This is a genomic window from Prauserella halophila (assembly GCF_024171895.1).
GTDB lineage: Bacteria > Actinomycetota > Actinomycetes > Mycobacteriales > Pseudonocardiaceae > Prauserella > Prauserella halophila.
This window is the reverse complement of record NZ_JAMTCQ010000009.1, coordinates 420750-444727: the sequence shown is the minus strand read 5'-3', so window position 1 is coordinate 444727 and position 23978 is coordinate 420750. Positions and strand designations below refer to the sequence as shown.

At 65.8% G+C, this 23978-nt stretch carries 23 protein-coding genes and 2 pseudogenes; 6 read left to right on the top strand and 19 right to left on the bottom strand.

Annotated elements, in window-relative coordinates; translation table 11 throughout:
• Positions 1-155: 155 nt before the first annotated feature.
• The 8 genes from LY41_RS08255 to LY41_RS08220 form a co-directional block, all read right to left on the bottom strand.
• Positions 156-2360 (bottom strand): helix-turn-helix domain-containing protein, encoded by a 2205-nt coding sequence (locus tag LY41_RS08255; protein ID WP_253863280.1) that lies wholly within the window; start codon positions 2358-2360, stop codon positions 156-158.
• Positions 2361-2382: 22 nt separating this feature from the next.
• Positions 2383-3417, bottom strand: a complete 1035-nt coding sequence (locus LY41_RS08250; RefSeq protein ID WP_253864044.1) for an alcohol dehydrogenase catalytic domain-containing protein — start codon at positions 3415-3417, stop codon at positions 2383-2385.
• Positions 3418-3422: 5 nt separating this feature from the next.
• On the bottom strand, positions 3423-4721 hold the full coding sequence (locus LY41_RS08245) for a malate dehydrogenase (protein WP_253863279.1): 1299 nt from the start codon (positions 4719-4721) through the stop codon (positions 3423-3425).
• Positions 4718-5350, bottom strand: coding sequence for a hypothetical protein (locus tag LY41_RS08240; RefSeq protein WP_253863278.1), 633 nt, complete (start codon positions 5348-5350; stop codon positions 4718-4720). Before LY41_RS08240 ends, LY41_RS08245 begins: the two co-directional genes overlap by 4 nt.
• A complete protein-coding gene (gene eutJ / locus LY41_RS08235) occupies positions 5347-6180 on the bottom strand; it encodes an ethanolamine utilization protein EutJ (protein ID WP_253863277.1) in 834 nt (277 codons plus the stop codon). The genes LY41_RS08240 and eutJ overlap by 4 nt, the downstream gene beginning before the upstream one ends.
• A gap of 11 nt (positions 6181-6191) precedes the next feature.
• Positions 6192-7574: an aldehyde dehydrogenase family protein gene (locus LY41_RS08230; protein WP_253863276.1), complete on the bottom strand. Its 1383-nt coding sequence runs from the start codon at positions 7572-7574 to the stop codon at positions 6192-6194.
• 83 nt (positions 7575-7657) lie between these two features.
• A complete protein-coding gene (locus LY41_RS08225; RefSeq protein ID WP_253863275.1) occupies positions 7658-7978 on the bottom strand; it encodes a BMC domain-containing protein in 321 nt (106 codons plus the stop codon).
• A 24-nt stretch (positions 7979-8002) separates the two neighbouring features.
• On the bottom strand, positions 8003-8296 hold the full coding sequence (locus LY41_RS08220) for a EutN/CcmL family microcompartment protein (RefSeq protein WP_253863274.1): 294 nt from the start codon (positions 8294-8296) through the stop codon (positions 8003-8005).
• A gap of 233 nt (positions 8297-8529) precedes the next feature.
• Here LY41_RS08220 and LY41_RS08215 point away from each other — a divergent pair, with 233 nt between their 5' ends.
• From LY41_RS08215 to LY41_RS08205, 3 genes and pseudogenes are all read left to right on the top strand, one after another.
• Positions 8530-9507 (top strand): DUF7064 domain-containing protein, encoded by a 978-nt coding sequence (locus LY41_RS08215; protein WP_253863273.1) that lies wholly within the window; start codon positions 8530-8532, stop codon positions 9505-9507.
• 4 nt (positions 9508-9511) lie between these two features.
• Positions 9512-10450 (top strand): HAD family hydrolase, encoded by a 939-nt coding sequence (locus tag LY41_RS08210; RefSeq protein ID WP_253863272.1) that lies wholly within the window; start codon positions 9512-9514, stop codon positions 10448-10450.
• Positions 10451-10533: 83 nt separating this feature from the next.
• Positions 10534-11112 (top strand): annotated as a pseudogene (locus LY41_RS08205) (IS110 family transposase); the annotation flags it as partial.
• A 138-nt stretch (positions 11113-11250) separates the two neighbouring features.
• Here LY41_RS08205 and LY41_RS08200 read toward each other — a convergent pair.
• From LY41_RS08200 to LY41_RS08175, 6 genes are all read right to left on the bottom strand, one after another.
• Positions 11251-11550 (bottom strand): BMC domain-containing protein, encoded by a 300-nt coding sequence (locus tag LY41_RS08200; RefSeq protein ID WP_301296789.1) that lies wholly within the window; start codon positions 11548-11550, stop codon positions 11251-11253.
• A gap of 2 nt (positions 11551-11552) precedes the next feature.
• On the bottom strand, positions 11553-14096 hold the full coding sequence (locus tag LY41_RS08195; RefSeq protein ID WP_308292219.1) for a pyruvate, phosphate dikinase: 2544 nt from the start codon (positions 14094-14096) through the stop codon (positions 11553-11555).
• A gap of 5 nt (positions 14097-14101) precedes the next feature.
• A complete protein-coding gene (locus LY41_RS08190) occupies positions 14102-14722 on the bottom strand; it encodes a hypothetical protein (RefSeq protein ID WP_253863271.1) in 621 nt (206 codons plus the stop codon).
• 127 nt (positions 14723-14849) lie between these two features.
• On the bottom strand, positions 14850-16286 hold the full coding sequence (locus LY41_RS08185; RefSeq protein ID WP_253863270.1) for a hypothetical protein: 1437 nt from the start codon (positions 16284-16286) through the stop codon (positions 14850-14852).
• 36 nt (positions 16287-16322) lie between these two features.
• On the bottom strand, positions 16323-16739 hold the full coding sequence (locus tag LY41_RS08180; protein ID WP_253863269.1) for a PEP-utilizing enzyme: 417 nt from the start codon (positions 16737-16739) through the stop codon (positions 16323-16325).
• A gap of 384 nt (positions 16740-17123) precedes the next feature.
• Complete coding sequence (locus LY41_RS08175) at positions 17124-17483, bottom strand: AMP-binding protein (RefSeq protein WP_301296788.1); 360 nt, start codon at positions 17481-17483, stop codon at positions 17124-17126.
• A gap of 32 nt (positions 17484-17515) precedes the next feature.
• On the opposite strand from LY41_RS08175, the gene LY41_RS08170 reads away from it, so the two are divergent.
• Positions 17516-17779: a hypothetical protein gene (locus LY41_RS08170; RefSeq protein WP_253863267.1), complete on the top strand. Its 264-nt coding sequence runs from the start codon at positions 17516-17518 to the stop codon at positions 17777-17779.
• Between the two features lie 193 nt (positions 17780-17972).
• Positions 17973-18119: pseudogene (locus LY41_RS24185) on the top strand (IS3 family transposase); the annotation flags it as partial.
• On the opposite strand, the gene LY41_RS08165 reads toward LY41_RS24185, so the two are convergent.
• From LY41_RS08165 to LY41_RS08145, 5 genes are read right to left on the bottom strand one after another with little or no spacing between them, the layout of a single operon-like run.
• Positions 18116-19471, bottom strand: a complete 1356-nt coding sequence (locus LY41_RS08165; RefSeq protein ID WP_253863266.1) for an MFS transporter — start codon at positions 19469-19471, stop codon at positions 18116-18118. The pseudogene LY41_RS24185 and the gene LY41_RS08165 sit on opposite strands and share 4 nt — an antisense overlap.
• 54 nt (positions 19472-19525) lie before the next feature.
• Positions 19526-19723, bottom strand: a complete 198-nt coding sequence (locus tag LY41_RS08160) for a DUF2783 domain-containing protein (RefSeq protein WP_308292218.1) — start codon at positions 19721-19723, stop codon at positions 19526-19528.
• Complete coding sequence (locus LY41_RS08155; RefSeq protein WP_253863265.1) at positions 19720-21315, bottom strand: FAD-dependent monooxygenase; 1596 nt, start codon at positions 21313-21315, stop codon at positions 19720-19722. Before LY41_RS08155 ends, LY41_RS08160 begins: the two co-directional genes overlap by 4 nt.
• On the bottom strand, positions 21312-22466 hold the full coding sequence (locus tag LY41_RS08150) for a lysophospholipase (protein ID WP_253863264.1): 1155 nt from the start codon (positions 22464-22466) through the stop codon (positions 21312-21314). The genes LY41_RS08155 and LY41_RS08150 overlap by 4 nt, the downstream gene beginning before the upstream one ends.
• 20 nt (positions 22467-22486) lie before the next feature.
• On the bottom strand, positions 22487-22996 hold the full coding sequence (locus LY41_RS08145) for a VOC family protein (RefSeq protein WP_253863263.1): 510 nt from the start codon (positions 22994-22996) through the stop codon (positions 22487-22489).
• Positions 22997-23122: 126 nt separating this feature from the next.
• Between LY41_RS08145 and LY41_RS08140 the strand changes: the two genes are divergently transcribed.
• The gene (locus LY41_RS08140) at positions 23123-23818 is read left to right on the top strand and encodes an IclR family transcriptional regulator (protein WP_253863262.1); all 696 of its coding nucleotides are present in this window, start codon (positions 23123-23125) and stop codon (positions 23816-23818) included.
• Positions 23819-23978: the final 160 nt, after the last annotated feature.

Here is a 23978-nt window from a genome sequence, read left to right as displayed (position 1 = left end):
GCGGGATGTAAGCCTGCGGTTCCCAAACGGAAATCCCGCCAGGAAGGTCATTCCCCATCCGAATACATGGCTTTCCCCATCGGAACACATGGCTTTGTGGGACGGGCCGTGTAACCGAGGAGGTGAACGCCGTCTGCTTCGGGACGAAGCCCAGGTCAGACCGTGTTCGGGTTGTCCATGGTCTCGGTCACGTCCAGTAGCCGCAGGGCGAGGTCGGCGCGCATGCGGTCGGCGTGTCGGGCGAGATCCAGGCCGGCGATGTCCTTAATGCGTTCCAGCCGGTAGCTGAGTGTCTTGTGGTGCACATACATGCGCTTGGCCGCTTCCTTCTGGGAGCAGTCGGCGTCGAAAAAGCCGCGCAACGTCGCCATGAGTGCACCGTCGTGTCGTCGGTCGTAGTCGATTATCGGCTGGGTGACTTCGGAGATGAAGGCGTGGTAGTCGGGATCTTCGTGTGAGCCGAGCAGGAGCCGGACGATGCCGAGTTCGTCGTAGAGGGTCACGCCGCCTGTTGCCAGCCGTCGGGCGGCAGCCAGGGCTGTCTTGGCCTCGTTGAAGGCGCTCGGATAGTCACAGGGGTTCTCACGCACTGTGCTCACTCCCCACGACAGGGCAAGCTCACCTCCGGACACGGCGCCCGCTGCTGTGTTCACCGTGTCCATCAATTCCCGCACGAGGGCGCGGTCGTCGACCGCCGCGATCGCTACGATGCAGTCGCCGCGCATGCCGGCGAGTTGCAGAGCCGGGGTTTCGTGTGCCGTTCGGATCGCATCCAGGGTGTCTCGCCGCGCTCGCTCACAGCCCGAGGTATCCCAGCCGCGGCGTGCCGCGAGTGCAGTGAGGTTGTCGAACTGACCGTAGATGATCCGGTGAGGGCCTTTGAGGCGAACACCCATGTGCTGGGCGCGAGTTCGGGCCGCCATGCGGTGCTGCTCGGGCCCGCTGAGCAGGTCCCACAGGATCTGGTCGAATGCCTCCGCACGGGCTCTGCTGGCGGCGTGTTGTTCGGCCCGCGCCAACGAACTGGCCATCGCCGCTTGGCCGCAGGCCGCTTCCATCACCTCATCCGACTCGTCGCCGCCGATCAGGCACACGGCTCCGAACGAGTTACCCCCAGCGCGTACGCCTGCGACCCAGCACCTGATCCCGCCCACGAGTTCTCGGCGTGCGGAGGTTGTCGCGTCCGCGTTGGACTTGGTGATGTGTTCAGCCAGCCCGGTCACAGCGAAGTCCGGCGGGTACACAACCTCGATCTGGTAGTCGTCGGCCAGCACCGCCACCTGGCACTGCATCTCCTGACCGACGAGTTGGGCGATCGCCGTCGGCGTGGCGGTATCGTCCAGCACTGCCTGAATCAGTGAGCGTTGCAACGCCGAGGACCGGCGCAACAGGCTCAGTTTGTGTTGCAGGTCCGCGTGGGTCTCCCGCAGCTCGCTGTTGGCTCGCCGCTGCTGCTCATACAGGTGCGCGTTCTCGATCGCAATGGTGGCCAGATCGCTCAGCGAAGCGAGCCGGCGCACGTCGCGGGCGGTGAACACGGAGTGTCGGCGCCGCCATACCTCGAGCACCCCGATCAGCTCGCCGTGCGCGCGCAGCGGTACGGCCAGAGCTGAGCGTGTCTGCTCCTGCTCGGCCAGCGACATGAAGTCCTGACTGATCGTGCGATCGTCGAGGTAGCTGTCGACCTTGGCGACCTCCCCGGTATCGAATACCAGCCCCGCGACACCCTGGCCACGGCGCATCCGTAGCCGTTCGGTGGTGACGACGCGGTGCCCGGTACAACAGCGCATCTGCAGTTCGTCGTCTTCGCGCAGAAACACACCGCAGATGTCGGCTTGCAGCATCCCCAAGGTCTGATTGGTGATCGACAGCAGCACTTGATCCACATCACGGACGGTGAGAATCTGGTCGGCTACCGCGCGTTGACTATCGGCTTCTTCGGTGGCGTCGTGCATCCGCTCGTGGGAGAGGTCGGCACGCTGAGCCTGGGCCAGCCATACGCATGCCTGCCGCAACTGCTCCACGCCGAACCGGTTGATGGTGTCCTGCTCGGCGAACGCGAGCGCAACACCCGGTCCGAAGACCAGACTCCCGACACTTCCGGTGTCCTGGGCTGTCGGATCAATGTCGCGCAGGTCCTCCTCGTCGCAGACGGCTTCGTTACCGGCGAGTAGCAACCAATGATCGCCGCGGTAGCCCAGCACGCTGACCTTGCCACCTTGGCTGAGAATGTCGGCGAGTTCACCGGCCCCGGTGAGAACCGACTCGGGACAGGTACACAGCAAGCGTCGCAAGGCGTCGGGAGCCGAGCCGTCGTGGGAATTCGTGTCGTCGATCGTCTGGTTGGCGAGCGCTACCATAGGGCCCTCCCAGTGACCTGGGTTACATCGTGACGAGCACTTTGAGGGTACGTCGCTCGGCCATCGCCTGATAACCATCGGGGGCCCGGGCCATGTCGACGGTCTCGGTCAGCACCACGGTCGGATCCAGTACACCGGTTTCCAGCAGCGCGGTGAGCGCGTCGCCGTCGCGCATGAGATCGCCGATGGCGAACCGAACCGTCACCTCGTTGACGAAAGCGTCGCGAACCGGCATCGACCAGTGCTCGACCGAGGGGACACCGACCGAGCACACCGTGCCGCGGCGGCGCACCAGCGCCATCGCGGCGTCCAAGCCTCGCGGGGCACCCAAGGCGTCGACCACGGCGTCCGCGCCACGGCCGTGGGTCAACGAGGCGAGCAGTTCGCTCGCCTCGTCCGGTCCTACCGCCAGCGCGCCGTTGTCGGCGGCCAGGGCCCGCCGGTCGGCGACGGGTTCGACGACCACGACGGGGCCCGCCCCACAGGCTTGGGCCGCGAGACTGGCGAGTTGGCCGACCGGTCCGCCTCCGACGACCGCGACCGTGTCGCCGGGACGCAGGTCCGCACGTTGGATCGCGGCATAGCCGGTAGGTAGTACGTCGCCGAGTAACACCGCGGCCTCGTCGCTCACCCCGTAAGGCAAGGGACGCAGGGTGTTGTCCGCGTGCGGCACGCGGACCCGTTCGGCCTGGGCTCCCGGCAACGCAGGGCCGAAGGCGCCCCCGGTGCCGAGGAACTGCCGGTGCGCACACTCCCAGTGATCGCCGCGGCGGCACCACCAGCACCGCCCGCAGGCGGTGAAGTCCGCCCCGGCAACCCGGTCGCCTACCGCGACGGTGCGCACCGAAGTCCCGGTGGCGAGTACGGTTCCGGTGTACTCATGACCGAGCACGGTTCCTGGGGGCAATCCGTGCCCGTCAGCAACCAGATGCAGGTCAGTGCCGCATACCGCCGCGCAAGTGACTCCAACCACTACGTCCTCGGGCTCGAGCACCGTCGGCTCGGGAACCGTGGCCACTTCCACCCGGCCCGGCTCGCGATACACCACTGCCCTCATGGTGGTCACGACACCATCGCGCCGGTGGCGCGTGTCGGCAACGTGTCGAGCACCTGCACCCGCTCGTTGATCCGTTCGGCGGCGTCGCACAACGCCGCTCGTTCCTCCTCGGCGAGGGCGAGTTCGACGATGTCTCGCACCCCGTGACGTCCGAGTCGTACCGGCACGCCGACGTAACCGTCGGCGATACCGTAGTGACCGCGCACCCGGGCAGTGACCGGTAGAACGGCGCCGCTGTCGCGAATCATGGCCAGGACCATGTGAGCCGCCGCGGTTCCGGGTGCCATGAACGCGCTGCCGGATTTCAACAGGCCGACCACCTCGCCACCGGATGTCCGGGTCCGGTCCACGATGCCGGTGAGGGTGTCCTGATCGAGGCTTTCGGTCACCGGGCGTCCGCCGGCGGTGGCCTGCGAGAGGGGGACGACCATCTCGTCACCGTGGCTGCCCAATGCCACACCCTCGACGCGCCTCGGCTGTGCCGCGCCGGTCAACCCGATCAACGCCTGGAAGCGGGCGGCGTCGAGCATGCCTGCCATACCCACGACCCGCTCGGACGGCAGCCCGGAACTGCGCCACGCATGGTAGGTCATCTCGTCGAGCGGGTTGGTGACCACGACGAGTACGCAGTCCGGCGCGGTCCGGGCGGCGCGAGAGGCCAGATCGCCCACGATGGCGGCGTTGGTCGAGACCAGATCGGCGCGGCTCATGCCCGGTTGGCGGGGCTTACCAGCGGTGATGACCACATAGTCCGCGGGGCCCGCCTCTTCCAAGCTGCTCACCCCACGGACCCGCGTGCCAAAGCCGAGCAGTCCGGACGTGTGCGTGAGGTCGAGCGCAACGCCTGCGGCCAGACCATCGGCGACGTCGACCAACACCACCTCGTCGACCACGTCGGCTTCGGCCACTCGCTGCGCCGTGATCATTCCGACGTGTCCCGCGCCGATGACCACGACCCGAGCGGGAGTGTCCGGCCGTGACGCGGCGGGTCCGGCCGCGGGCCGCACATCGGGGTGCAGAGGTGCGCCCCGGCGATACAACGCCGGCGACGGCGGACGCATCGGCTCGGATGCGGCGGAGTTGCCCGGTGGGACCGCCCGGGGTGGCGTGCCACCCCGGGCGATGGGCTGTGTGGGCGCGGCGGGGGCTGCGGCAGCCTCGGTGATGATCTGGACCCCGTGATCGGCGGCCTTATCCCGCGCGAGCGGGGTGACAAGATCTTCGCTGGCTACCTGCAGCGTCGGTGACGCTGCGCCTGCTTCTTCGATGGCGCGGTCGATCTCGGCTGCTCCGTGCACCCTCATCGTCGAGCCTCCTCCGATCCGTCGAGCTCTTCGAGTGCGGCTACCGCGGCGTCGCGGGCAGTGCCGACCTCGCTTTCACTTCCGGACAGGAACAACCGGCCGAATCGGCCGACGGCGCGGATCTCGATGATATCGACGCCTGCGGCTTTCTCCGCTTCGTTCGCTGCCAGCGAGATGTAGGCGGCCGGGGCGACCTCGAGCACGAACAGGCTGGCGCCCGGCAACAGCAGGGCGCCCTTGCGCCACTTGTTGAGCAGTTGTGCTTGGTATCCGTGCACGTTGGTGATGAATTGGGTGGAGGCGATAGTCGGTTTGATCCGGTCCAGCTCTTTCAACCCGAGTTCGCCGAGCAGTGCCTCACCTGCGGCGAGGACTTCGGCTTGCTGCTCGGAGTGAATTTCCAGCAGCCCGAACTCGCGTTCGATAACCTGTAGCGCCGGCCGAACTCCGGCGGCCTTGAGCGCGACGTCGGCGGCGCGGAACACCTCGTTGCCGGGCGCCATTTCGACGAACAGCTCCGACATGCCCGCTAGCGGGGGGTCGCCCGGGCTGGTCGCGGCGATGTGGGCCGCGCATTGCGGCTGCATCCGGTCGATGAAGGCATAGGTGCGCAGCGTCGCAGCACTCACGGGGCAGACCTCGCGATTCCGAGTGGGGTGATCAACAGGGCGTGGGGATAGGCGTGCACACTGCGGCCCAGCCGGGCGGCCAGCGTGCTGTCCATGCCGGGCAGCATCAGCGCACCGCCGGCCAGGTGCACATCGAGGGCCTCCCAGCCGGTCGTGAGGTCGCGGATCGACTCCGCGACTCGTTCGATGCCGGGTCGGAGCACGGTGGTCACCGTCTCCGGGGATTCATGCTTGAGGCGCTCGGCTTCGGGCACCGAAATCCCCATGGCGCCGGCCACGATGAGGTCCAGGTGGTAACCGCCACCTGCCCGGTCATCGAGGGCGCGCAGCTCGCCCCCGCTGAACACGCCGACTCCGGTCGAACCGCCGCCGACGTCGACCACGGCGCCGTCACGGATTCCCAGTGTCCGATTCGCCGCCGACACCTCGTCGAGCATGGCGATCTGGTCGAATCCAGCGCTTTCCAGGACAAACCGGCACGCCCGGCTGTCGGCCTCGCCCACACAAGGCGGGTAGGCCGTGGCAGCGTGCTCCAGCTCGACCCCGAGTGCGGCTTCGGCGTCGCGCTTCAACGTCCGCACCGCGGCCACGGCGGCCGTGAAGTCCACCACGACGCCGTCGCGCAGGGCAGCCGTCGCGTTGGTGTCGACCCACACAGCTTCGCCGGTGTCATCGACGACCGTGAGCACGCACGTGGCCGTGCCCAGATCCACCCCGGTATGGAGCTGTCCCGACCAGGACTCCGCCTGCAGGCCGATCCGGGAATGGGCGCGTCGCAGTGACACGGCCACCTGGCCGCCCGATGCCTCCGGCGGTGTCGCGTCGCTCATCTCGATCACAGTCATGACCGCTCGAGCACTCCGCGCCACGGCCGCACTTCATGGGCGATCCGTTTGATATTGACCAGGTGCAACGGGGTGACGTTGTCCGAACAGATCGAGCCACTCCACGTTCCGGTCCCGAGCTGGAACGACGGATCGACGTTGGCCGAGTACCCCATCCCGCCGAACAACGCCGGCGTGTTGATCACGATCCGGCCAGCGGGCTGCGATCCGAACTCGGCGATCACGTCCGAGTCGGTCGCGTGCACCGCGAGCGTGTGCCCTTCGCCGCCCAACGCCAGGATCTCGCGGCAGCGCCGCCACCCGGCGTGCGCGTCCGGCTCGCGGTAGACCGACAGCACCGGGCCCAGAATCTCGCGGGAGAGCAACTCGTCTTCGTGCACCCGGCTCAAGCTCGCGGCCAGGACCTTCGTCTCGGCCGGGACCGCGAATCCAGCCAACTCAGCCAACCGGGTCGCCGACTGTCCGACTGCGGCAGGCCGCATACCACCACGTTCGTCGAACAGCACCCGGCACAGAGCCTGCTGCTGTTCAGGCGTGAGCCAGGCTACTCCCGCCCTGGTCAACTCCGCTTCGAACTGGTCCGCGACCGCCTCGGCAACCACGACGGACTGCTCGGCGACGCAGGCCGTTCCGTTGTCGAACGACTTCGAAGTGACGATCATGGTCGCGGCTTCTCCGACGTCGGCGACACTGCCGTCGACGTAGGCGGGAACATTGCCCGCACCGACCGCGATAGTCGGCTTGCCGCTCGAGTAGGCCGCCGCAACCATGCCGGGGCCGCCGGTCGCCAGGATCAACCGCACGTCCGGGTGGCGCATCAGTTCCCGACTCGCATCCAGCGTCGGAGCGTGCAGGCACGACACGAGGTCCTCGGGAGCGCCCGCATCAACAGCGGCCTCCGCCATGATCTCCGCCGCACGTGCCGAGCAGCGCGCCGCCCGCGGGTGCGGGGCGTGCACCACGGCATTACCCGCCTTCACCGCGGCGAGGCTCTTGAACAGCACCGTCGACGTCGGATTGGTCACCGGAATGATCGCCGCGATCATTCCCATCGGAGAGCCGATCGCGGTCACCTTGTTCGGCTCGTCCACCCACAACACCCCGACCGCACGCCGCTGCAACATCCAGTCGGCGACGAACTCCGTGTTGTAACGGTCCTTGACCATCTTGTGCTCGTACACGCCGTACCCGGTCTCGTCCGCGGCCAGCCTGGCCAGTTCACCCACAGCGGCGGCGCCCGCTTTGGCCATGGCACGAACGATTCCGTCCAGCCATTCCTGATCGGCACCCTCGATAGCCTCATAGGCCCGCTTCGTCGCCGCCACCTGAGCACGCACATCCGCCAACGCGGCAAGATCGGAATCCAAGCCCGCAGTCACCACAATCACCTTCCCCGGGCGAGCACGCGGGTCGAACCCGCGCCCCATCCAGTACTGTCGGGATCAAGCACCCTTCGGGTGCGTCAGGACTTGGGCCGCGTCAGAATCTCCAGCACGGACTCCGTTTCATCGTGCGGACGTGGGATCACGTGCACCGACACGACCTCGCCGGCATTACCGGCGGCAACGGCACCGGCATCGGTGGCCGCTTTGACCGCACCGACGTCGCCGCGCACCATCACCGTCACCAGCCCGCCTCCGATCTCACGCTGGCCGAGCAACTGCACGTTCGCAGCCTTGACCATCGCGTCGGCGGCTTCCACCGCACCGACCAATCCCCTGGTCTCGATCAGTCCTAGCGCGCCACCCTGCCGAGTGGTACCGCTGCCTTGCGTTGCAGGCATGGTTCATCCTCCGAATCGTCGGAACTACTTCTGATAGGTCACATCACCATCGACGACAACGGTGTCCGCGATAGCGATCACCGCTTGATCCACGGGCGATCGGGAAACGACGTCCGCGACACGTGCAGCACTCCCCGCGGCGACCAGGACCAGCTCGCCCTGGCCAGCGCCGACCAGATCGACCGCGACATGCGATCTCCCCGTGCCACCATCCGGCCGCGTGTGCTCGACTTCGTCCACAACCAGCAGCTTCATCCCGGACAGCGACTCGTCTTTGGCTGTCGAGATCACCTGCCCGATCACTTTGCCGAGCCACATGGAGGCCACTCCTCTGCCGTATGTGCACCAACGACGCCGACCTTTAAGCGACAGCCCTGACACTAGGATCACCGTGCACGCGGCGTCCCTATCCGCGAGAGACAACGTATGTCCGGGTGGTTGTCTCCCGGACGAATGGCCCGCACCGCCGGTGTGCGCCACAGTTGACCCCGCAAGCGACGATCCACACCCTGTCGGCCCTCGGGCCGCACGAACGAAGGAGACAGCCTGCGATGATCAATCCGGAGGACGCGGACTTTCACACCCCCACCAGCGACGACCCGACCTGGGCGGAGACCAACTTCTTCGGGTTCTACGTCCCGGAGGTCCCACTCAACGTCGGTGTGTACGCACTTTTCCGCATGAATGCGGGTGTGGTGATCTCCACCGTGGCGATCAACTCACGGTTCGTGGAATCCCCCTGGCAAGCCGACTATTGGGACGCACAGCATCACCTGCCCATCCCCAAGGGGGCCAGTCTGCGCGACTATCAGCTCAACAACGGGCTCAAGGTCGTCTCCCCCGAGCCCAACAAGGTCTGGGACGTCGAGTTCGACAACGGGGACGGGATCGCGCTGAACTTTCGCTATACCGCGTTGATGGACGCCTTCGACATTCACGACCCGCACCAGGATCCGATCGTGGCCGCGAAATCCGGCGACGAATTCGCCTGGGACGAGGCCTACAACGGCCACTTCGACCAGACCGGGCACTTCGAGGGTGAGATCGAGGTGCGCGGAAAGAAGTACCCGATCGACTGCGTCTCGACAATGGACCACAGCTGGGGCCCCCGCGCCGAATACCAGAGCGGCACGATGAGCTGGCTGCACGCGCACTTCTCTCGGGATCTCGCCTTCCACGGCATCTTCGCCTTCAGCGCCGACGGGGGACCCGACGCGCCGACCAGCCTGACCCTGCAACACGGCTACCTCATCGACCACGGCAACATGTACGGGCTCTCGGCGGGTACCGGACGTACCATTCGCCAGGGCTACTACGCCAAGGCTGTGGAGCTCGACCTCACCGACAGCCTGGGCCGAAGCTGGCAGCTGCAGGGCTTCGGCCGCACCAGCTTCCCCTGGCAGGCCGGACCGGGCACGGTGGGATTCAACGTGCTGGCCGAGTGGCGCTGCGGCGAGGAGCGCGGATGGGGCGAGCTGCAGGACTTTATCGGTCCGCAGGCCTTGACCAAGATCTACAGTGAACTCTGATCCTATGTGTACGCCGAGTTGCACCGCGGTGATCTTCGACCTGGACGGCACGCTGGTGCAGACCCGGCTGGCATCGTGGGAGGTATTCCGCCCGATCAGCAGGCGGTTCGGTCTCGGTGTGGACACCGCGGAGGAGTTCTACGAGCTGTTCCAGAACAACTTCTTCGAAAGCCTGCGGGCGCTCTGTCGTGACCGGGCCACGGCGGATGAGGTGGAACGAGCGTTCCAGCAGGCGCTCGAATCCGACTACTCGCCGCCACTGATCCCCGGCATGGCCGATGTGGTGAAGGGCCTGGCCCCGCACTGCACCCTGGCCGTACTGTCCTCCAACTCCACCGGTGTGATTCGCCGGATCCTGCTCGACAACGACCTCGCGTATTGTTTCGGGCACGTCTTCGGCGGCGACACCGAAACCGACAAAACCCAGGGTGTGCACCGCTTCCTCGCCGACGCCGCGCGCGGGGTCGGCCGGCGCTGCCAGCCGGCCTACGACGAGGCCTGCGACTGCTCAGCGATCGGCGACACTGCCCTGGTGACCGACACGGTCGGCGACATCGTCGCCGCCCGGCAGGCCGGAATCCGAGCTGTCGGCGTCGCCTGGGGAATGCACACCAGCGCCGAACTGCGCGAGGCGGGAGCCGACTTCGTCGCCATCTGGCCTCAGGAACTGCTCGGCCTGGTAGGCCCCACCTGCCATGACCGCTGCACCCCGAACACCGCCGCACCCGCGGAAACCTCCGAGGCGGCACCCGCACCCGCGGGGACCTCCGAGGCGGCACCCGCACTCGCCGAGACACTCGCCCGGACGGTGGAGATCCGGCGCGCACGGCGCCGCGAGCGGAGTCAACCGAGGCCATCCACTACCTCGCAGGCGGTGCAGGCGGTGAACCAGCCCGCGGCGCGACCAGAGGTACTCGACGCCGTACGCCGCATCCTCCGGTGATCGGGAGGCGCTGTCCATCAGGCCTACCGTCGTCGTTGGTGACGACGACGGTAGGCCTGATGGACAGTGGCCCCGATTAGGGCGTGTTCCTCGGGTTCGATGTCGGCAAGGGCGAAGACCACGCGATCGGGCCGGCCCCGGACGGCACACGGCTGCACGATGCGGCGTTGCCGAACAGCGGCCCCAGCTGCGGGAGGTCTTCGACCGGCTCGCCCGCCACGAACGCATCCTGGTCGTGGTGGACCAGCCGGCCACGATCGGGGCGCTGCCGGTGACCGTGGCGTGGCCCGTGCCTGCGGGTACGAGGTGGCCTACCTGCCCGGCCCGGCGAGGCAACCCGGATCAGCAACCGCATCCGCGGGCTGTGCTCACCGGTATCCACCCAGCCCTGGAACGCGCCATCGGTTCCAAAATCACCCATCGGGCGGTGCTGGAGATTCTCGCGCAGTGCGGCGGCCCGACCGGCATCCGTGCTGCCGGGACCGACACGGTCGCCGCCACAGCCGCCGAGACGGTGCTGCCGCAGCTGGCCGAGAGCCTGAAAACCGTGCTCTCCCAACGCACAACGCTCGCCGCCCAAGTCGAGGAGCTGCTTGATGCGCACCCTCTTGCCAGAGGTCCTGACCTCCATGCCGCGCATGGAGGTCAGGACCGCCGCCCGCACCCGCTTGACGTCTCCCATAGGGACACCCCCGGGCGCCTGCTCAACGTGAACACGTCCCCGACCGCTCACTCCATGCGATACCCGAGACGCGTACGGCCCGATTCAGACCGCGGTTGCGATAGGGCGCGGGCACGCCTCACCGGGATCGGACGGTGACTGCATTGGTCAACATGTCGTCTGTGCCACCGTCCGGGCGTGGGATCACGTGCGCGTGCAACAATTCTCCGACCGCCCGGGCGGCGACCGATCCCGCGTCGACCGCGGCTTGCACGGCACCCACATCGCCGCGCACCACGGTAGTCACCTGCCCGTTGCGCAGCGTCCGGTAGCCTTCCAGCGCCACGTTGGCCGCCTTGACCATCGCGTCGCCTGCCTCGATCGCTCCGACCAGGCCCCGCGTCTCCACGAAACCGGCCGCTCGTCCCATATCAGCCATCACTACGCTCCATTCGTCGCCTGCTCCCGACGTGTTCCGCTCTCCGCGAAGGCGGCTTTCCCCAAGGCCAGCACACATGGCGCGAGTTCATCGAGATCGACGGAGAACCGGCGAAACCCGTGGGAGTACAGGGTCGCGGCCACCGGCTCGGACACCGCCGCGGACAGCCGGACCCCGGCCGGACACTGTGGGTGGTTCGCGTGCGCTTCGGCAACGCTGTCCAGCAGCGGTGCTACTGACTCGTCGATCTGCTGCCGGGGATCCGTGCCGAGGAGTCCGGAGTGCACATAGCCTTCCAAGGGCTCACGCGCGAGCAGGTGACGCGGGGCAATACCGAACATCGTGGCCTGCATTACTCGCATTTCCAGCCACAGCATCTCACTGTGTGCGCTGATCTCCGAGGCCAGCAGCGCCCCGCGAGGACTGGTCACGTAAGCCCCCACGACGAGCCGGTCCGACTCGTCGAGTTCGTCCCGGGTGGCTCGCAGCGCCGCGGCTTCGGCCGGATCCGTCAGGTTCCGCACCACCAGATACGGGGTGGTGGAGCCGTCCACCGTCGCCGCGGCGGTCGCGAGCGCACGGATCTGTGCCTTGATCAGCTCAGGTTCACCCAGCGGCAGCGCCAGCTGGGGATGTTCGACGAAGGCTTGGGTGGAATCGAGTACCTCGGCCAGTTCGTCGGCGTGCACGTCGAGTGCCCGCACGCCCACCTCGACGTCGGGGCAGGCCGCCAACAGTGCGCTGAACTGTTCGACCAGCACGCTTTCCAGCCGTGCCGTATCCAGGCGACCACCGCCGCCGCGTAGCGTCTTGGACACCTCGGCCAGCAGCCCGGCCGCGGCGAGCACGTCGTCCACACCGACGACGATCCCGCTAGCCCCTTTCGCCAGTGCCCGACGAGCCTGCTCCGGGGTGGTCACCTTGGCGAGCACGTCGACATCAGCCGACGAGTGCGCGTGGGTCAGCAACTCGCCCAGCCGGGTATGCTCCTCGGCCGGCTCGGTGGTGGACAGTTCCCCGGTGAACACCTCGCCGGTGCCGCCGTCGATGGAGACCGGCTCACCATCTCGCAGCACACGCTCACCAACCCGCACAGTGCTTGCCTGCTCGTCCACCTCCAACGCCGAGCACCCGACGACACACGTACTGCCCAGGGCCCGCGCGACCACCGCGGCATGGCTGGTGGATCCTCCCGTCGCCGTGACGGTGCCCGCAGCAGCGATCATGCCGTGCAGGTCGGTCGGGCTGGTGACGTGCCGGACCAGGATGACTCGCTCACCACCCTTCGCGCGTTCCTCGGCCAGGCTGGGATCGAAGGTCAACCGGCCCGAGACCTGACCCGGTGCCGCACCCACACCCGTGGTCAGCAGACGCCCATCGTCCCGGGCCTGGGCGACCTCGTCGGGCGCGAAACCAGGCCGTTGCACGTGCCGGATGTGTTCGGCGGTCACCGCTTGCAGCGCCTGGCCCGGCGAGTGGATCCCTTCGTCCACAAAGTCCGCGGCGATCCGTAATGCGGCCTGGGCCGTGCGCTTGGCCGCACGCACCTGCAGCAAGTAGAGATGCGAATGCTCGACGGTGAACTCGATGTCCATCACGTCGTTGTGAGTGCTCTCAAGCCTTGCGCAAACGGCTGCCAGCTCCTCGTAGACCGCTGGCATCGTCTCGGCCATCTGTTGTACCGGCAGCGGAGTACGGACGCCGGCGACCACGTCCTCACCCTGGCTCCCGCTGAGAAACTCCCCGTACAATCCGGGCTCACCGGTCACGGGGTTGCGCGTGAACGCCACCCCGGATCCGGAGTCGGCACCGAGATTGCCGAACACCATCGACTGTACGACCACGGCCGTACCCAAGTCGTGCGGAATAGCGTGCAGATCCCGGTAGGTCACGGCTCGCCGGGTATTCCAGGACCGGAACACGGCCTCGACCGCGCCGAGCAACTGCTGCCGTGGCTCCTCGGGTACCGCTTCGCCCACATCCTCGACCACCCGATCCTGGCACCACTGCCACACCTTGTCGTAAACCGTGCCCGCATCCGAGTCGGTGCCGAGCTCGGCGAACACCTCGTCGAACTCCGCGCGCTCGGGCACGTCGAGGCCGCCGAGCACGGTCTCGGAGTACATACAGTGAAAGCGGAACAACACATCCGCCATGAACCGAGTGTCGCCAGTCGCGTCGGCCAAGGCTATTGCAGCCGAGCGCCCCAGGCCGACGTTGAGAATGGTATCCATCATCCCTGGCATGGAGATCGGCGCGCCGGATCGTACCGACAGCAACAGCGGCTCGGGGCCGGTGCCGAAGGTCTTGCCGGTCCGCCGCTCCAGCTGCGCAAGCCGTTCGAGTACCTCCTCGGCAAGACTCGCGGGAAGGCCGCCCTCATTCAGATAATGGCGGCAGGCGTGAGTGGACACCACGCACCCCGGCGGCACACGCAGTCCGTTGCGGGTCATCTCGACCAGACCGAAACCCTTGCCACCCAGCATGTCGCGGTCGTACTCGCCCGGGTCGTCGAATGCGATCGTGTAAGTACCGTCCTGCTGCACTCGCCTCACTCCTTACGTGCGCGGCCGAGTGTGCGCAACAGATCTTCGTGGAACTCGAACCAGATGTTGTGCAACGAGTCCAACGTCGGAGACGACACATAGTCGATCTCGCCGCCCTCGACGAGGCACATGGCTCGGTCGAATCGGGTCGAGTAGGTCCCGAACCTCGGATCGCGTTCAGCCAATACTTCGAGTTGTCTGTTAAGCCGGCTCACCAGCTTGTCCATCTTGTCGATGATCTTCGCGTCATAGGACGAGTCCTGATGGTCGTTGGCGACCTTCCTGCCACCGACATCAACCTGCTGCCATGCAGACATGGCCTCCAGAAACCGCTGGTTGACGGCCTCGAACTTGTCGGCCACCTGCGCGATCACGGTATCCTGCCGTACCTCGTCGTAGTGCTTCGCCGCCGCCGTCACCAACGCGGCCACCGCTTCGTCGGTCGGCATGGCCGACTCGCCGACCATGACCACGAGGCTGCGTTCACCCAACGTTTCCATCGCCGTCTTGACGTCCTCGTCATCACGTGCGGTCGCCTCGGAGATCGCAGAAATATCAGCCATCTTCTTGAGGACGACCGCGTTGAGAACGTCGTAAAGTTGTTTCTCCAGCACTGCTACTGTCATGGTCACCCTCCGTGTCGCCGGCCGTGATCGTGGCGGCCATGGCGGTCAACTTCCGACGGCCGCGGCACAGGCGCAACCACCTCGAACCACTCCGCCGTGGCCGAGGTGGTGCGCCCTGCCGTGACCGCTACAGCCAGCGGTACTTCGATCTGCGCAGGTCCGTGCCCTCCGGGAAAGGCAGGTATCCCTTACCGGAGAAGATCTTGTTCGGCGCGGTCTCCTGCACGAACCCGCGTTTCTGAATCTCGTAGTAGTAGTTCGCGATGCGCTGATCCACTTCCCACAGCTGGTAGTCCCGGCACGCCTTCTCATAAGTGCCCGCACGCCGCAGGTGGGGAAGAATCATGTCCACGTAGTAGACATACTGCCCTCCCCAAATCAGGTCGCGCCGCGACATCCGCGAGAACTTGCGGTACATCTTCAACGTCGCCTGCTGAATCCGCCCAAGGTGGTCGCCGAGGTCGTCGATCTTGATCGGCCGGACCTCACCCATCGGGGTGTTCCACTTTTCCCGGCTGAACACGGCACCGGCGACGATGTGCGGCACATAGTTCTTCGGCCTGGTGAACGTGGTGGAGATGTCATTAATACGAATCTCCTCCAAGCCCATCTCCTGCGGATCGATCACCAGCGCCACCGTGTAGCAGTGCGGCAGCCCCGCGTCCTCACACACGTCACTCCAGTGGAACTCCTCCTCGTTGACGAAAAGGTCGCGCAGGATCAGCAGGTTGCCGTTCGGCAGCTCGTACGGACCGGTGTCCCCGAGACCGAGCCGACAATCGAAGTGGTCCAGGAACGCCAGGAGCTCGGCAGAGGCGTTGAAGTGCGTGAACGCCTCGTGTTTGGGACTGGACGGCTCGAGATCTTCGAGCTGGCCCACGATGTCGTCGATGAGACTTTGATCGTGGATGCGGGCCCGGTAGCGATCCTGGGAGTTGAGGATGTAACCATCCTGTCGCTTGCCCCACAGGACTCGCTGCATGAACTTGAGGATCTCGTTGCTTTCTTCGACATAGTCGCTGGGCTGGATCGCTTCCAGTGCGAGCAGCCCGCACCGGCCCATACCGAAGCCGACCGCTCCGATGCACCAGTCGTGTACGCAGTTGACCTTGGTTCCGATCTCGCTGCGCGACTGCGCACCGATATCCAGCACGCCCTGCGCACCCACCTCGTCGGTGGTCATCCGCAGCAGCTCCGGCCACCGGTAGAACTCATGCATGAACGCCAAAGTCTCGTATTCCTGGCGGGGAATCATGCCGGAGACACCCTCCGTGGCGCGCATGACCAGAACGTCCCACACATTCCACGAGAGGTAGTTGTTGAGGTCATTGAGCTCGTCGAGGGTGAACTGCGCACGCAGAGCGTCCTCTTTAGACACCCGTTCGAGGACGTTACTCTTCGCGCGCTGGCGGAGCACCTTGTCGCCGATGATTCCGTCGTGAATCGGCTCCATACCTTCGAAATTGCCTTCGAACTCGAGGTCCTGGAACCGGAGGCCGTCGTCGTCGGGTTCGTACCGTTGCTTGTAAGTCGCCTGTGCCCCGTCGGTGGTATTGATCGACATTGCAACTCCTGTCATGACGTCGGTCGGGTCTATGGTTCAGCTGATGGCAATTACCTTGCCGACCTCGGACTCGGCGCAGTCCAGTTGGACCGTCATCCCCTCAAGGGTCTTGGCGATCTCATCGAAGTGCGCTTCATCGGAGTTACCGACCTCGTAACGAGAATCGCTGTTGGTCAGATGGGCGGTCATGACACATGGTGTCTGAAACTCACGCGAGAGGATGCCGAGGTGTGACTCGGGCGCCCCAGACATGGTGATGACGCCGATGGCGCCCGTACTGAGCGCGGGCGCCAGGAAGGTCGTCGTACCTCCCCGCACCAACAGTATGTACTCCGTCAGGGTGCCGGACTGAATGAGCGAAATGACATCTTGCGGCGAGTCCAAGTACTTGACCACACCTCGGGGGGACTTATGTGTTTCGAAGGTGTTGTAACCTTCGGCCACGACCTCCATCCTGCTCCTCCTTACTGGGGGTAACGGTGCATGGGCCACGGCCGGCAAAGACCGAACCCGGCGCCGATGCGCTGTGGTGACCGTCATAGTGCCCGCTGCGCAGCACCTCGTAGAACCCCTTGTCAGGACAAACCTGGGCTGTGTGTCTATCTCGACAAGATAGTTCGACGGTATGGCTCTGGCCGCATCGCCGGGAAGGCGTGCCCCAAATGGAGCGGGATTACTGACGAGTAGTCGCGCGCTGCCGAGGATGCGACGGCTTACGAGTCCCCCTGCGGACACCGAACACGCACATCATGAGCGTTGTTTTGGACTGGTTGGATCATATCCGTAACGGACCTGATCGTTCGTCCGATCGAGCGCGACTCCCGCTCATCGAAGTAATTAGGCGAAGGCCACCGCTCCCGTCGCGGCCCCGTCGAACGAGACGACCATCCGCAGGCTGGGTAGAGCCTTGGCCTCATCTACCGTCGCGGCCGCCTGGTCGCCGCCCACGGATACCGCCGCCGAATCGCAATCCCGCAGCACGAAGCCGAATTCCTCCGTGGTCAGCATGACGTTGACCGGGTCACCGCGCCCCGCTTTGAGCGCGCCGTGATAGGCGACGACCCACTCCCACCGGTTCTGCGAAAACAACGACACGGTCTGCCCCGCCTCGACCCCACGGGCCGCCAGCGCCGCAGCCACCCGATCGCTGGCCCGGTCCAGCTCCACGAAACTGAGCCGCCGCGTGGCGGTTATCAACGCAACTTGTGTGCGGATGGTGCGTAAGGGAGTTGGCCGCCCCCGACGCCCCGATCCGGGTGCCGGTGGCGGTGGCGTGCCGGGTCTTGAAGCTCCACCGCCAGCACTACTACGCCTGGTTGCGTCGGCCGGTGACCGATGTCGAACTCGCCGAGGCCTACGTGGCGCACCCGCTGTTCGACGCCCACCGTTCCGATCCGGAGCTCGGCTACCGCCTGTTGCACGATGAGGTCACCGCCACGGGGGTCGAGGTGTCGGACCGGACGGTGTGGAAGATCTGCTCGGACAACGAGTAGTGGTGCGTGTTCGAGCAGAAACGGCAGCCGAAGAAGACCCGGCCGGGGCCACCGACGCACGAGGACGTCGTGCGCCGTGCGTTCACTGCCGCGGCGCCGAACCAGGTGTGGTTCACCGATATCACCGAACACCCCGCCGGTGAGGGCACGGTCCACCTGTGCGCGGTCACCGGCGTGTGGTCGAACCGGATCGTGGGCCACCCGGGAAGAACTCCGGACCGCGATCATCACCTGGATCGAACGCACCTACCACCGCCGACGCCGTCAGGACCGGCTCGGCCACGTGACCCCCATCGAGCACGAAACCATCATGCCCCAGACCGCCACCCCGGCGGCCTAACCACTGTCACAGTTCCCTTCAGCAGCCCCGTCAGCGTTCTGGGCACGCGGCATGAAGGCGACAGCAACGAAACTGACCAGTGCCGTGCCGGCCATATAGAACGCGATGGGCATCGAACTGAGGGTGTCGGCGTAAAGAGCGGTGGCAATGATCGGAGCAAGCCCGCCGCCGAGGATAGAGCCGGCCTGGTAGCCGATGGACGATCCGCTATAGCGCAGGGTGGCCGGGAACATTTCGGCGATAAGCGCTGCCTGCGGACCGGCCATTGCGGCAACGGCCAGCGCGGCAACGATGAACGCCGCGCTCATCGCGCCGAGATTGGTGCTGTCGACGAGTAAGAAGAACGGGATCGCCCACGCGACTGCCAGGGCGGCACCGGTCAGAAAGACGAGTCGGCGACCGGCCGTGTCGGCGAGGAGCGCCGCGACAGCTATCCCGACAAGCCACGCCGCTGCCGCCATAAGGGTGAGCGCGAGCATAGTGGTCCGAGACAAACTCAAGGCACTTGTCCCATAGGAGAGCATATATACGAGTACCAAATAGCCCAGCGTCGTGGACGCGATAGTGGCCCCGGTGCCCACGAGAAGTTCACGTGGATGCTTGACGACTACTTCCCAGAGCGGGCGCCGACTCCGCACCCGGGTAGCCTTCACGTCGGCGAAGACGGGACTTTCGTGGACAGCAAGCCGAATCACCATGCCGATGATGATGAGCACCGCGCTCAGCAGGAACGGGATTCGCCAGCCCCAGGCGCTGAACTGGCCCGTGGTGACCAGCGCGTCGAGCCCAAGGAAAACGCCAGTGGACAGGATAATTCCTGCGGGCACCCCCATCTGCGGGAAACTGCCGTAGAAGACGCGCCGGCGACGCGGAGCGTGCTCAACCGCCATGAGCACGGCACCACCCCACTCGGCTCCGACACCGAGACCTTGGATGAGCCGTAGGGCGACCAGGGCGATCGGTGCCCAGATGCCGATCTGGTCGTAGGTGGGAAGCAGTCCGATGAGTACCGTCGCGAGCCCCATCGCCATGAGCGAGGCCACAAGTACGGATTTTCGACCGCGTCGGTCCCCCAGATGGCCGGCGATCACGCCTCCGAGTGGTCGGGCGATAAACCCGACGGCGAAGGTGCTGAACGCGGCCAGCGTGCTGGCTGTGGACGACAGCGCCGGGAAGAACTGCGGGCCGAAAACAAGCGCTGCGGCTGAGCCATAGATGAAGAAGTCGTACCACTCGATGGTGGTGCCCAGAAAGCTCGCGGCCAGCACGCGTCGGCGCTCAGCCGTCGTCGAGGTGGAATCGGTAACGTCTGAGTACCTACCGACAGGGTGGGGCCCCGGTGTGGTGGTCATATCGAATCCTGACGTCGTTGTCGGAGGATGGCCGGTTCCTGCGTACTCGAGTTGTCAGCCCGTCCGACGCGCGGCTACGGGCATACGTGCTTCGTTGATGCGTCGCCGAATGACCTCGGGATCACCGACGTCGAGAGCGAGAAGGAGTACCAGGCGGGTCAGGAACTCCGACTCGTCGGCCTCCCCCGCCGAATCCGCCGTTTCACAGAGGGTGATATAGACGGAGTCGAGCTGATCCGGTGTCATGTTCACGGCGCTTCCTTCCGTTGGAGTCGCGCGATTCCGGCGGCGACCGCAGTGGCGTCGGGGTATCGCCAGGCACCGGCGATATGTCCGTCGGGACGCACCAGCACGACATCGCCCGGTTGAACCTTCCAGCGGGTATAGGTGTTGCCCGCGTCGACCAGCACCTGTCCCGACCTGTTTTCCAAGTGAGAACGGGTTTTCTGAGTAATGGTCACGACCTCGACGTCGAAGGGCACATCCATCGGCATTGGAACGTCCGCGAAGACGACGAGCGTGGTGCGGCGGCCAAGATGGCTGCTGAGATATCCCCTCTCCCCTTCCGCCGTGCACACCCGAGCATCGGGGTAAACGTCGCCGATGCCAGGACCGACCTCGGAGGATCCCGATGGTGTGTGCAGGACAGAGTCCGGATGCCCCACCGTGCCGGTCTGACGCGGGTTGAGGAGCGGGCAGAACTCGTCGTGCCCTTCGGCTACCAAACCCAGCAGCGCCCGACGCAACAGCTCGTAACCGCGTGTGGGCGGAGACATCAGAAGTGTGGCGCGCGTGGTGAGCGCCAGATTGGTATGGGCCGCCGCTCGCCGTTCAGTCGAGTACGTGTCCAGCAGCGCGTCGCTGGCGCGATCGTGAATCACCGCGGCGATCTTCCAGCTCAGATTGTTGGCGTCCTCGACGGCGGAGTTGAGCCCCCTGATACCGAAGATCGGGATCAGATGAGCCGCATCGCCGGACAGAAGGGCCCTTCCGTGGCGGTAGGTCGGCGCGCTCAATGCCCGAGCCCGATAGGTCGATGTCCAGACCACCTCCATCGGTCCGGTCTCGCCGATGTGGTCCAGGTGTTCGCGTACGCGGGTGACGACGTGGGAGACCAGGTTGTCCGCGTCGACCTCCTCGTCGTCGACCTGGTAGTCGAGGCGCCAGACATCGTCGGGTTGACGATGCATCAAGACGGTGGAACCCGGGTTGGACGGCGGGTCGAACCAGGCTCGGCGTTCAGCAGGGTGATCGCTGTGTAACCGGACGTCGACGATGACGTAGCGGGTGTTCCAGCTTTCCCCTTCGAGTCGAATGCCAAGTCGCTCACGAACAGTGCTTCGGGCGCCGTCACAGGCCACCAGCCACGGCGCCGTCATCTTCGTCGGACCGTCGAGGGTGTCGAGCTGCACCTGCACCTGATCGGCGGTGACTTGCAGGCTTTCAAGCCGCGTGTTCCACCGAATCCCGACGAGATCGGGAACCGTCTTGTCGATCTGTTCGAGCAGGATGCGTACGACGTCCTCCTGCGCGAGGTTCAGCATCGCTGGAAACGCCTCGTCGGGTTCTTCCGGAAGTTCCAGGTAGAAAACCTCCTGGTCGCGGTAGTAGCTGCGCGATCCCACCCACGGCACACCCTTTTCGAGGCAGGCGGCCGACACACCTAGCGTGTCGAGGATCTGCAGCGTCCGCCGGGAAATGCCTAGCGCCCGACTCCCAGTGGCGATTCCCCTGTCGGCATCGACGATCTCGCAGCGGATGCCACGCTGGGCCAGACCCAGTGCCGTGACCAGTCCTGTCGGCCCTGCTCCGACGATAAGCACATCGGGCCCTGCGGCGGTCACACCGACTCCCGAGCCCAACGCACGATGTGCTCGCACATCTCACGTGCCAGCTCCGGCTGCCCCCGGAAGTAGTGATCAGCCCCTTTGATCACGTTGAGCTCGCGCCGATCGTGGTTGATGGCGTCGAACATCGCCTGCGCGTGGGAGGGAAAAGCCGCTGTGTCGGCCGAGCCGTAGATGACTTGGACAGGCACCGTGACATGGGGCAGTTCTGCCGGGGCGTTCGCGCGACTGTCGTCGAAGCTCCATTGGCTCAGCCAGGCGCGCAGGCTGGTGAGGTGGCCCAGAGTGGCCGGCTGATAGTTGGCGACCCAGGGATCGCCCCACAAGGTTGTCGCCAGCCGGTCCGACGGGTCCAACGTCAAATCGAGGGAACGAGGGTCTGCTGCCGTGCCGTGCACGACGAAGGGCATGTTGTCGATCTTGTTGCCCTCCGGAGAGACAGGCGAGCTGTCACGCAGCCATTCCAGCTGTCCACGAACCCAGGCGGTGATCCGGCGGTTGCGGGCGATCTGGGCCGCTCGGTACCGGGTGATGAACTCGGCCGAGTACGACGGCCCGTTACGAGGATCGAACATGTCGAGCTCGGCGTCACGCTCAAACGGCCGACTCTCGTCAACGATCGCGGGATCCAGATACTCGGTGAACACCGTCGCACGACCGGGATGAGCCATAGCCATGACCAGAGCATCGGCCGACGGAAGATCGGCAGCGGTGAGGTCAGGCGGATCCTCGGCCGGGGTAGCGGTGATCGTAGGCCGCTCCGCATGACTCTGGTAGAGCGCGGCGAGCCCGCCACCACCAGAATTGCCCACGAGCAGGACCTTGCGGTAGCCGATCTCGCGCAGATAGCGGATGGCCGCACCGATGTCGACCACGCAGTCCTCCATGGTCAACGAGCTGTCGTTCCCGATGAAGCGCGTCGTGAGGCCAACTGCGTCGACGCCGAGCTCAGCCAACGGACGCAGCGCGTAGTGGCCGAGAAAATTGGACGTGGGATGCACGATGAGCACGGCCACGTCGTTCTGGTGGGGCTCAGCCCGCCAGCGGCTGGCCCACAACGTCTGGCTGAGCCGGGCGACCCCGGAGTAGATGTCGACGCGCTCCGGTGCTGCAGCGCAAGGAATGGCGAGAGTGTCGCGTACAGGCATGCGTTTCTCCGTCCCTTCGTTCAGCCGATCTGCGCGGGCAGCTGCTGGCCTCGTTGCACGCACCAACGCTGGAGCGACTCCAGGCCGTTCGTCCGGTCTTGCTCGTCCAATTCGCGGGTTTGAACGGTCAGCTCGATCCGGACGCCGTTCGGGTCGAAGACATAGAGGGACTGCCAGGTGCCATCGTGATCGACCACGCCCACTGGTTCCACACCGTGACGAAGGAAGTGCTCGCGCCACTCATCGAGCTCCTCGACCGACGACACGTCGAGGGCAAGGTGGCGGATCCAGGACGGGACGCCGTCCGACTTCGCCGCAGGCAAGCCATCGACCTCGAAGAAGGCAATGCACCCGCCGTCGGACAGGCCATAGAAGGTGTGCAGGAACGGGGTCGGGTCACCGGTGGAAGGCACGTCATCCAGCTGGATGGCGGCGACGAAGGGACAGTTCAGCACCTCCGTGTAGAAGCGGTAGGTCGCAGCGGAGTCCCATGTGGGATAGGCGATGTGATTCAACGAAATCGGACGCACAGTAGCTCCATTTGACACATAGTCGGACACTATGTCATTATTTTGTGTCAGCGCCATGCTGCGCTGGGGCGCCGACTTGCGTCAAGAGTTTTCGTCGCGATCGGTTCTCGACCAGGAGGTTTTGCAGTGACAGGGGCAGGTTCGACCGTCAACGACAAGGCCCAGACTCTCGATAGAGGCCTCCGGCTGCTTCAACTGCTTGCCGCCAGCGACGAGGATCTGCCGGTCAATGCGATCGCCACACAGCTCGGACTACACCGCCAGATCGTGTACCGCCTCCTCGGCACCCTCGAAGACCACGGCCTGGCGTTAAAAGCTGAGACCGGGCGCTATCGTCTCGGGCTGGCCACGGTCGCGCTCGCCGGCGCGTGGCTGCCCCGACTTGAGGAGTCTCTGCGTCCACTTCTCAGTGAACTGGCCGAGTCGTGCGCGGCGACGGCGTTTCTGATGGTTCGAGAGGCCGATGAGGCCGTCGCACTCCTGGTGGTCGAGCCGACCCACACCACTTTCCACCTGTCTTTCCGTCCAGGAAGCCGACATCCGCTAGACACGGGTGCTGGCGGAGTGGCAATCCTCGCCGGCAGTTCCGCGGCCGAGAACGAGGCGGTGGAAGTCCACGAGGCACGAGAGCGTGGGGTGGCGATCAGCAGAGATCAAGTCACACCCGGCGCCTTGGGGGTCGCCGCACCGGTTCGGCTGCACCCTGGTGCGGCATCCGCGGCGAGTATCGGAGTGGTGTCGATGGTCGAGAACGCTGACGTCGACACGCTGGCGAAGGAGGTCGCCGCAGCCGCCCGCCGTGTGCGTGCCGTATGGGAGTAGACACACGATGACCGACCAACGCCGTTGCTATGCCGAGCTGACGACCGCCAGCGTCCCGCGAGCGAAGCCTTCTCCTACTGGTGCGACCCGACCCGGCATCGACGCCCATGAAGGGCGGTTCGAGGGGCATATCGAGCATGTGGCTGTGGGAAGCCTGGAA

What these genes read in the sequence shown, in the direction of transcription:
- eutJ (WP_253863277.1), bottom strand. Translation starts at nt 6,180, where the DNA reads ATGAGCGACGCGACACCGCCGGAGGCATCGGGCGGCCAGGTGGCCGTG.
- LY41_RS08190 (WP_253863271.1), bottom strand. Translation starts at nt 14,722, where the DNA reads ATGACAGTAGCAGTGCTGGAGAAACAACTTTACGACGTTCTCAACGCG.
- LY41_RS08255 (WP_253863280.1), bottom strand. Translation starts at nt 2,360, where the DNA reads ATGGTAGCGCTCGCCAACCAGACGATCGACGACACGAATTCCCACGAC.
- LY41_RS08180 (WP_253863269.1), bottom strand. Translation starts at nt 16,739, where the DNA reads ATGGAGGTCGTGGCCGAAGGTTACAACACCTTCGAAACACATAAGTCC.
- LY41_RS08150 (WP_253863264.1), bottom strand. Translation starts at nt 22,466, where the DNA reads ATGCCTGTACGCGACACTCTCGCCATTCCTTGCGCTGCAGCACCGGAG.
- LY41_RS08200 (WP_301296789.1), bottom strand. Translation starts at nt 11,550, where the DNA reads ATGGCTGATATGGGACGAGCGGCCGGTTTCGTGGAGACGCGGGGCCTG.
- LY41_RS08215 (WP_253863273.1), top strand. Translation starts at nt 8,530, where the DNA reads ATGATCAATCCGGAGGACGCGGACTTTCACACCCCCACCAGCGACGAC.
- LY41_RS08210 (WP_253863272.1), top strand. Translation starts at nt 9,512, where the DNA reads ATGTGTACGCCGAGTTGCACCGCGGTGATCTTCGACCTGGACGGCACG.
- LY41_RS08225 (WP_253863275.1), bottom strand. Translation starts at nt 7,978, where the DNA reads ATGCCTGCAACGCAAGGCAGCGGTACCACTCGGCAGGGTGGCGCGCTA.
- LY41_RS08250 (WP_253864044.1), bottom strand. Translation starts at nt 3,417, where the DNA reads ATGAGGGCAGTGGTGTATCGCGAGCCGGGCCGGGTGGAAGTGGCCACG.
- LY41_RS08245 (WP_253863279.1), bottom strand. Translation starts at nt 4,721, where the DNA reads ATGAGGGTGCACGGAGCAGCCGAGATCGACCGCGCCATCGAAGAAGCA.
- LY41_RS08220 (WP_253863274.1), bottom strand. Translation starts at nt 8,296, where the DNA reads ATGTGGCTCGGCAAAGTGATCGGGCAGGTGATCTCGACAGCCAAAGAC.
- LY41_RS08185 (WP_253863270.1), bottom strand. Translation starts at nt 16,286, where the DNA reads ATGTCGATCAATACCACCGACGGGGCACAGGCGACTTACAAGCAACGG.
- LY41_RS08165 (WP_253863266.1), bottom strand. Translation starts at nt 19,471, where the DNA reads ATGACCACCACACCGGGGCCCCACCCTGTCGGTAGGTACTCAGACGTT.